Source organism: Flavobacterium sp. (genome assembly GCF_023151265.1).
Taxonomy (GTDB): Bacteria; Bacteroidota; Bacteroidia; order Flavobacteriales; family Flavobacteriaceae; genus Flavobacterium.
The window spans coordinates 1-9,458 of sequence record NZ_JAKLJH010000105.1; the positions used below are offsets into that span (position 1 = coordinate 1).

Sequence of the window (9,458 nt, forward strand, 5' to 3'; positions counted from 1 at the left end):
CTACCTCCATCTTGTGGTGATTTTATCTTCAATGTAGGTACTTTTCAAGTCAACTTAACAGCTCCGGCTAATAATAGTGCAACCATTATAAATTCTGGAGGCAATTTAAATATTTCAGCTACAAATACTGGAGGTGCGGCTAGTTATAATTTAAAAGCAAATGGTGTAAGTATTAATACAAATACTACATCAAGTTATGCGTTTAATCACACAAACATAACAGCCAATACAAGTTATGATTTAGAAGTAACTCTAGGAGCATCAACCATAACAAGAAAATTTTCTGTTATTGTAAACCCTGGAAGCACGCCTCAAGCAATCCCAAACGGACTTGAAAACGGAATTAATTTAAATGTTTCAGATAATACTAAAGCTACTTTAGTTTTAGAAGCTCCGGGCAAAGACTTTGTTTATGTAGCTGGTAGTTTTAACAACTATACTCCAGATAGCAACTATGCCATGAAGAAAGACCCTACTTCAGGGAAATTTTGGTTAGAATTAACTGGACTTACACCCGGTGCAGATAATACTTATCAATATTGGGCGGTTGACCAAACTCCAATTGCAAATTCGCCTTCATTAGTAAAAGCAGCAGATCCATGTTCAAAAATGGTTTTATCTCCATATGATGACCCATGGATTTCAAATAGTACTTTCCCAAATTTACCAACTTACCCAATAGGGCAAGAACGTGAAGTAACATGGTTTAAAACAGGTGTTGCACCATACAGTTGGCAAGTAACTAACTTTACCAAACCAGATAAAGATAAATTAGTAATTTATGAACTTTTAATTCGCGATTTCGATGCCAATAGAAACTTTCAAGATGTAATCGACAAAATTCAATACTTTAAAGATTTAGGAATCAATGCAATTGAATTAATGCCGGTTATGGAGTTTGAAGGAAATGAAAGTTGGGGTTACAATACGGCTTTTCATATGGCATTAGATAAATTCTATGGTACTCCAGAAAAATTAAAAGAGCTTGTTGATGTCTGCCATCAAAATGGAATTGCAGTTATATTAGATATTGCATTTAATCATGCATTTGGAAGAAATCCAATGGTTAGAATGTGGATGAATGATCCTGATGGTGATGGATGGGGAAGTCCAGCGAGTGACAATCCTTATTTTAATACTACTGCAAAACACAGCTACAGTGTAGGAGAAGATTTTAATCACTCTTCAAGTTTAACTAAAAACTATGTAAAACAAACCATTAAGCATTGGATAACAGAATACAAAATAGATGGTTTCCGTTGGGATTTAACTAAAGGGTTTACACAAAACTGTACCAGTGGAGATGATGCTTGTACTAATGCATACCAACAAGATCGTGTAGATGTATTAAAAGAATATGCAGATTATTCTTGGACTTTAGATAATGACCATTATGTAATTTTTGAACATTTAGGAACTGACAATGAAGAACAACAATGGGCAAATTACAGATTAGGAGAAGGAAAAGGAATTATGATGTGGGGTGAAATGTTCACACAATACAAAGAACTTGCTATGGGATTTTCTACTCAAAATATTTCGAGAATGGGACACACAAGTCGCGGATTTACAGGTAAAAGATTGATAGGTTACCCAGAAAGTCATGACAAAGATCGATTAATGTATGAAGCAATAACTTATGGGAATGGTGGCGGAACAGCTCCAGTAAATGGCAATCTAACCAATGCACTAGCTAGAATGGGCGCCATAGGAGCTATGAGTATTCTTGTTCCTGGTCCAAAAATGATTTGGCATTTTGCTGAACTAGGAAACAATCAATCCATTTACACCTGTTCAAATGGAACCGTTAATGACGAAGGCACATTCTATCCTGGTGACTGTAAATTAGACACTAAAGAACAAGTGCAATGGACCCAAAATTGGCTAGCAGACACAAGAAGAACAGCCATTTTAAGCGATTGGTCAAAATTAATCAACTTAAAAACTTCAGAGCCTGTATTTAGTTCTGATTTTACAATTAGCCCAGATGGAAGTAACATTCGCCAAAGATTGTATGTGTATAACAATACTTACCCAACAACTCAGTTGCGCAATGTAGTGGTTATTGCAAATTTCTCAGTGGGAAATCAAAATATAAACCCAAGTTTCCCAACAGATGTTTACACCTACCCTATGACTTGGTATAATTTAATGGATAATACTCCAATAACCATAACAAGTTCAACAGCAACAATTGCTTTAACACCAGGACAATTTAGAGTATACGGAAACAGACCTTCAACCTTATCTTCAGATGATTTTGAAGCCAACCAAAATAATATCAATCTTTATCCAAATCCTACTAAAAACAGTTTTGCTCTTACAGCAGATATGGTTAAAGTGGAAATTTACAACATAACCGGACAATTGATAAAATCCTTTAATAACATAATTTCAAATCAACAATTAGATGTTACAAACTTAGAAGTAGGTATATATCTAATTAAATTAACAGATCATAATAGTACAAGCCAATCAAAAAAATTGATAAAAGAATAAATTTACAGTTAGTTTAAAAAAGCCGTTTGAAATTCAAACGGCTTTTTTTTATACTTTTTTACTAAATAAAAAAAGCTCCAACTTTCGTTAGAGCTTTTTGTGCGGGTAAAAGGACTCGAACCTTCACACCTTGCGGCACCAGATCCTAAGTCTGGCGTGTCTACCAATTTCACCATACCCGCGACAATTGGAGTGCAAATATAGATATTCGTATATATAAATCAAACAAAAAAGAAAATAATTTCATTAAAATTGATAAACCACTCCTATACCTAGTATTTGCTTTAACTGAATCTTTGGTCCTTTAATAACCTGAACTCCATTTTCCTCTTCTTTAGATTTAATATCGTCATCATAAACAATATGTGTTCCAATATTAGCTTTTACATATTGATTAACAGTCATATCTAACTGCAATTGCCAATCTACATCAATATTTCCAAAATTATTTATATAATCGGTATACATTGAAATACGATGTTCAAAATTAATATTCTTATACACCTCTGTTTTCCATTGGTTGGTAATTAAAATCCCTGTTTCATTTCTAATATTTTTACCTTCTCTTACCAAAACCCCAAATTCATCATAAATAGCCTTTTCCACTCCAAAAGCTCCCTGATTAGCCAACCTTTGATCAAAAACCATTGTAGTTTTTTGTGTTAAAGGAGAAATATAAAGATTCAAATTCAAATCTTTCCTTGAATATTCTGCCCCAACCCCTAAAAAAGTATACGCAGGTGCAAATGGTTTAGAAATTGCTAAATCAGTATTTGGATAAGCATAACCATTGGCAAATTGCGTATTAAAATTAAATTTACCCGCATAATACCAATTAGAAATGGTATCCCTCTTATATCCAAAAGTAGAATTAAAAGCAACCTGATCATCTGTTTTTCTAGCTTCTTGACTTTCTTGCTTATTAATTCCGTAGCGAGCAATTAATTCGTTTTTCCAATTAACATTATTTCTAGTATACGTGCGAATAAATTGTCCTTTTAAAAGTCCAGAAACGGAGTTATTACCTCCAGCATTCCAATTTACAAATGAAATCTGAGAAATATCTAAACCAACTTTATTTTCTTTTGACCAATAGGAAATGGTGTCTGGTAATTCTGTTCTGATAACTTGACTGTAATTGATTTGAAAAACAAAAAATAGAAGTCCAAAAAAGTAGGTTTTTTTCAACATTTTAGAATGTGTTTAATAATTGAATAATGCTTTTAACGTCGATTTTGCAAAGTTGTTGTAACTCAAAAACTGTTCCATGCTCTATGAATGAATCAGGAATTCCGAGATTTATGATAGATTTATTGAAATTATTTGTTGCAATAATTGTACTTATTTGCTCTCCAAAACCACCTGTAATTGCGCCATCTTCGATAGTAATAATGTGCTCGTGAGAATTTATAATTAACTTTAAAAAATCTAAATCCAATGGCTTTATAAAAGAAAAATGATAATGCGAAAATAAATTAGGACTTTCAACTTCATTTAGAGCTTTCGTTACATTATTTCCAATGGTTCCAATCGATAAAATTGCAACTTTAGTTCCTTTTTGAAATTCTTTTATTTTTCCAATTTCAATTTTCTCAAAAGGTTGTTCCCAATTCACATTTTCGCCTCTTCCTCTCGGATAACGAATGGCAATTGGATGATTCAAACCTTCTGAAGCTGTAAACATAATATTTCGCAACTCGATTTCATCTTTTGGAGCGGCAATAATCATATTCGGAATGCAATTCAAATACGCAATATCAAATACTCCATGATGCGTAGCACCATCTTCACCCACCAATCCTGCTCTGTCTAAACAGAAAATAACGGGTAAATTCTGTAAAGCCACATCGTGAATCACTTGGTCATAAGCGCGTTGTAGAAAAGTGGAATAAATATTACAAAAAACTACCATTCCTTGCGTAGCCATTCCTGCGGCTAATGTAACGGCGTGTTGCTCAGCAATTCCTACGTCAATTGCACGTTTTGGAAAAGCTTCCATCATATAGGTCATGGAACTTCCTGTTGGCATTGCTGGAGTAATTCCAATGATTTTTTCATTTTGCTTTGCTAATTCTACTAATGTATGTCCGAAAACATCTTGAAATTTTGGAGGCAAATGCGATTCGTCTTTTGAATGGATTTTGCCAGTTTCGGCATCAAATTTTCCTGGCGCGTGATATTTTACTTGATCTTCTTCTGCCAATTGTAATCCTTTGCCCTTGGTAGTAATCACGTGAAGAAATTTCGGACCTTTAACCGACTTTAATCGTTCTAATTCCGAAATCAATTTTGATAAATCATGACCATCAATCGGACCTGAATAATCAAAATTCAAAGATTTGATGATGTTATTTTGCTTTGGGTTTTTGCCTTCCTTAACTGCGGTTAAATAATCCTTCAAAGCACCAATACTTGGATCAATTCCAATCGCATTATCATTTAAAATCACTAATAAATTCGCATCAGTAACTCCAGCATGATTTAAACCTTCAAAAGCCATTCCGCTCGCAATTGAAGCATCTCCAATAACAGCGATATGTTGTTTATCAACTTCTCCTTTTAATTGCGAAGCCAATGCCATTCCTAAAGCTGCCGAAATTGAAGTCGAAGAATGTCCCACACCAAACGTATCATAAATACTTTCACTTCGCTTCGGAAAACCTGAAATTCCGTTTAATTCTCTATTGGTATGAAAAATGTCGCGTCTTTCGGTTAAGATTTTATGTCCGTAAGCTTGATGACCAACATCCCAAACTAATAAATCTTCTGGAGTATTGAAAACATAATGCAACGCAATCGTTAATTCTACAACACCTAAACTCGCACCCAAATGACCTTCTTTCTTTGAAACAATATCAATGATAAAGTCTCTCAATTCTTTGGCTAATTGAGGTAATTGATTTTCAGGAAGTTTCCTTAAATCGGTAGGATTGTTAATTTTTGAAAGCAAATTTTCCATTACAGCACAAAAGTAAGAATTGGTTATTGTATTTTTGTACTTATGGAGAATATTTTTACCGATGAGTTTTTTATGAAGAAAGCCTTACAAGAAGCCGAAATTGCTTTTGAGAAAGGTGAAATCCCTGTTGGAGCTGTAATTGTGATTGACAATCGTGTCATTGCAAGAACACACAACTTAACAGAATTACTTCATGATGTTACCGCTCATGCCGAAATGCAAGCCATAACCAGTGCTGCAAATTTCATCGGAGGAAAATATTTGAAAGATTGTACTTTGTATGTGACTTTAGAACCTTGTCAAATGTGTGCAGGCGCTTTGTATTGGTCGCAAATTTCTAAAATTGTTTTTGGTGCTTCCGATGAAAATCGTGGTTTTCAAAAAATGGGAACCCAATTACACCCGAAAACCAAAGTAATTTCAGGTGTTTTAGAAAAAGAATGTGCTAATTTGATGAAAGCTTTTTTTAAAAATAAGCGATAAATTTTTGTAAGGATTTTATTCAAAAATATTTTTATATTTACGTAAGAATTTGCACGATTTTTGTTGTTGCTAATTTGAGAACAAAAACAAACTAACTCTCTAATCTCCTTCCAAATGAAAACAACTCGTTTTTTACAATTGATATTTGTATTGATTGTAGCTTTGTCGTGCTCTAAAAGCGCTAAAGATTTCAATTCTGATTTCTCTCAGTTCAAAGCGTATATTCTCAACTTTAGTTCGGGATTGGTCTCGGCAAACAGCGACATTAGAGTAGTTTTAGCATTTGATAAAAAAGAATGGACAGCCAACGAAGAGTTAGATGAAAATTTGTTTACCATTAGCCCAAGTGTTGATGGAAAAGTAGTGGCACTTTCTAATAATACCATCGCTTTTATTCCAGAAAAAAAATTAGACCAAAACAAAGAATATCAAGTTACACTTCATTTGTCGGAATTAACGAATGTTCCTGATAAATTGAAAGATTTTAACTTCACAATTAAAACCATAAAGCAAGATTTTATGGTAACGACAAATGACTTACAATCGTATAGTAAAGATTACCAATATTTAAACGGAGTAATCACGTCGAGCGATGATTTGGATTTCGAAACCGCTAAAAAATTAATTTCCGTTAATCAAGAAGATAAAGCGGTTAAGGTTAAGTTCGTCAAAGAATTAAGCAATAAAAAGGAATACAAATTTGTAATCGACAGCATTAAAAGACAAGTTGAAGATAGTAAAATTAAAATTTCTTGGGATGGAACTCCATTTGATATTGACCAAAAGGGCGAAATGCTTTACGATATTCCTGGGAAAAGTAATTTTAAAATCGTTTCTGCTGAAGTTGAGAAAGATAACAATCAAGTTTTATTATTAAACTTTTCTGATCCTTTAAATAGAGATCAAGATTTTTCTGGTTTAGTACAAGTTGAATCAGCTCTAAATTTACGTTTTGCAACCGCAGGAAATTTACTAAAAGTATTTTTCAATGAACCTTTAAAAGGCGAACTTTTAGTAGAAGTTTTTCAAGGAATTGAGAGCGAAGACGGCTTCAAAATGAAACAAAATTTTTCCGAAAAAGTTACGTTCGAACAAGTAAAACCCGGAGTTCGTTTCATAAAAAGCGGAACGATTTTACCTAGTTCAAACAACTTGAAAATTAATTTCGAATCGGTTAATTTGAGCGCGGTTGATGTTAAAGTGTACCAAATTTACAAAAACAACATTCTTCAATTCCTTCAAGATAACGAATTAAACGGAAGTCAAAATTTAAGAAAAGTAGCGCAGCCAATCGTTAAAAAAACCATTGCATTAAATAAAAACAAATTGCAAAATTCCAGCAAATGGAATGCGTATGCTATTGATTTATCTAAAATAATCACGCCAAATCCAGGCGCTATTTATCGTGTTGAAATATCGTATAAACGTAAATATTCACTTTACAAATGTACTTCGGCTTATGTTGATGAAGGAAACGAAGAAGAGGAAGAACAAGACGATGAAGTAAGAAGCAGTCAAGATTATTACGACGATTACTATTACGAAGGCTATGATTGGTACGAAAGAGAAGATCCGTGTACCGATTCGTACTATTACAACAACACCATTTTTACAAATGTTATTGCTTCCGATTTAGGCGTTATTGCAAAACGTGGCGGAAACGGTTCTTATGTTTTTGCGGTAAACAATATTGTTTCGACACAGCCGGTTGCATCAGCTAAAATTGAATTGTATAATTTCCAACAACAACTTTTAGGAACTATCACTACCGATAGCGAAGGAATAGCGAAAACCGAGTTGAAGAAATATGCTTTTTTTGCGATTGTATCAAAAGATAAAAATACTACTTATGTAAAACTAGATGAAGGGCAATCCTTGTCGGTAAGTAATTTTGATGTCGGTGGCGAAGAATTGCAAAAAGGCTTAAAAGGTTTTATTTATGGTGAAAGAGGCGTTTGGCGTCCAGGCGATACATTGCATTTGGCTTTCATGTTGAATGATGTGGAAAGCAAATTAGAAAAATCGCACCCAATTACGTTTAAACTAAGCGATCCGCAAGGGAAAATGCGCTACCAAATGGTTCAAAAATATAATAGTTTAAACCATTATAAATTCAAATTAGCGACAAAAGACAGCGATCCAACTGGAAATTGGGAAGTGAAAATTTCGGTTGGTGGTGTACATTTTTATAAAAGTATTAAGATTGAAACAATCAAGCCAAACCGTTTAAAAATTAAAAACACTTTCGCTGACAAACTACTTTCGGGCAATAGATTAAACGGTGGCGAAGTCGAAGTAGCTTGGTTACATGGAGCCGTTGCGAAAAATTTGAAAGTAGAAATGCAAGCTAAATTCTTGGAACAACAAACTGTTTTCAAAAAATATGAAAAATATGATTTTGACGATGAAGTGCGTAAATTCTATACCGAAGAAGTAAACGTTTTTTCAGGAAAAGTAAACGATTTAGGAAAAGCTAAAGTAGCCATTCAACCAAAAATTACAAGTCAGGCGCCAGGAAAATTAAAAATGGTATTCCAAACAAAAGCTTACGAAAATGGAGGTGATTTTAGTACCGATGTAGCAACAGCAACGTTTTCTCCATTCAAAACGTATGTCGGAATAAAAGCACCAGAACCAAACAAATATGGTTTGTTAGAAACCGATAGAGTTAATCGTTATGATATTGTGACTTTAGATGAATTGGGGAAACCAAAATCAGTTAAAAATTTAGAAGTTCGTGTCTATAAAGTTGAATGGCGTTGGTGGTGGAATTCTGACGGAGATGATTTATCACAATATAATTCTTCGGAAGTAACAACCGCATATAGAAATTACGTGGTTTCAACTGATGCATCAGGAAAAGCAAGTGTTCAATTTAAAATTCCTGAAGCCGATTGGGGAAGATATTTAATTCGTGTAGAAGATACGAATGATGGTCATGCAACGAGTTTAACTTCGTATATCGATTGGCCATATTGGTCAGGAAAATCACGTCAAGGAAGTAGCGAAACGGCGAATATGTTAGTATTTACAACCAATAAAGAAAAATACAATGTTGGAGAAAATGCTATTGTTTCTTTCCCGTCAAGTGAAGGCGGAAGAGCTTTAATTTCAATTGAAAACGGTTCGAAAGTCATCAAAACACTTTGGGCAACCACTAAAAAAGGCGAAACACAAGTTGAAATTCCTATTACAGGTGATATGGCGCCAAATGTGTATTTCCATATTTCGTTGCTAAAACCACACGCTTCTACGATAAACGATACGCCAATCAGAATGTACGGAATTTTGCCAGTAGAAGTTATTAATAAAAATACCGTTTTAGAGCCAGAAGTAACAATTCCTTCAGTTTTAAAACCAGAACAAAAAACAACTTTGAAAGTAAGTGAAAAATCAGGTAAAGAAATGACATACACCATTGCAATTGTAGATGATGGTTTGTTAGATTTAACCCGATTTAAAACACCGAATGCTTGGGAAAAATTCTATTCAAGACAAGCGCTAGGTGTAAAAACTT

At 33.8% G+C, this 9,458-nt stretch carries 5 protein-coding genes and 1 tRNA gene; 3 read left to right on the plus strand and 3 right to left on the minus strand.

From position 1 onward, the window contains the following. Nucleotides 1-2,499 (plus strand): alpha-amylase family glycosyl hydrolase (locus L6Q46_RS10180; RefSeq protein WP_291284208.1); only part of this gene is annotated, 2,499 nt, incomplete at its 5' end. 100 nt (nucleotides 2,500-2,599) lie between these two features. On the opposite strand, the gene L6Q46_RS10185 is transcribed toward L6Q46_RS10180, so the two are convergent. The 3 genes from L6Q46_RS10185 to L6Q46_RS10195 form a co-directional block, all read right to left on the minus strand. After that, nucleotides 2,600-2,681: transfer RNA gene (locus L6Q46_RS10185), tRNA-Leu, on the minus strand. A 64-nt stretch (nucleotides 2,682-2,745) separates the two neighbouring features. After that, nucleotides 2,746-3,690: a DUF3078 domain-containing protein gene (locus L6Q46_RS10190; RefSeq protein ID WP_291284209.1), complete on the minus strand. Its 945-nt coding sequence runs from the start codon at nucleotides 3,688-3,690 to the stop codon at nucleotides 2,746-2,748. A gap of 1 nt (nucleotide 3,691) precedes the next feature. Then, complete coding sequence (locus L6Q46_RS10195) at nucleotides 3,692-5,458, minus strand: 1-deoxy-D-xylulose-5-phosphate synthase (RefSeq protein WP_291284210.1); 1,767 nt, start codon at nucleotides 5,456-5,458, stop codon at nucleotides 3,692-3,694. A gap of 42 nt (nucleotides 5,459-5,500) precedes the next feature. Here L6Q46_RS10195 and L6Q46_RS10200 point away from each other — a divergent pair, with 42 nt between their 5' ends. Both L6Q46_RS10200 and L6Q46_RS10205 read left to right on the plus strand, forming a co-directional pair. Then, nucleotides 5,501-5,941: a nucleoside deaminase gene (locus L6Q46_RS10200; RefSeq protein ID WP_291284211.1), complete on the plus strand. Its 441-nt coding sequence runs from the start codon at nucleotides 5,501-5,503 to the stop codon at nucleotides 5,939-5,941. Between the two features lie 114 nt (nucleotides 5,942-6,055). Then, nucleotides 6,056-9,458: MG2 domain-containing protein (locus L6Q46_RS10205; RefSeq protein WP_291284212.1), on the plus strand; the 3,403-nt coding region annotated here is incomplete at its 3' end.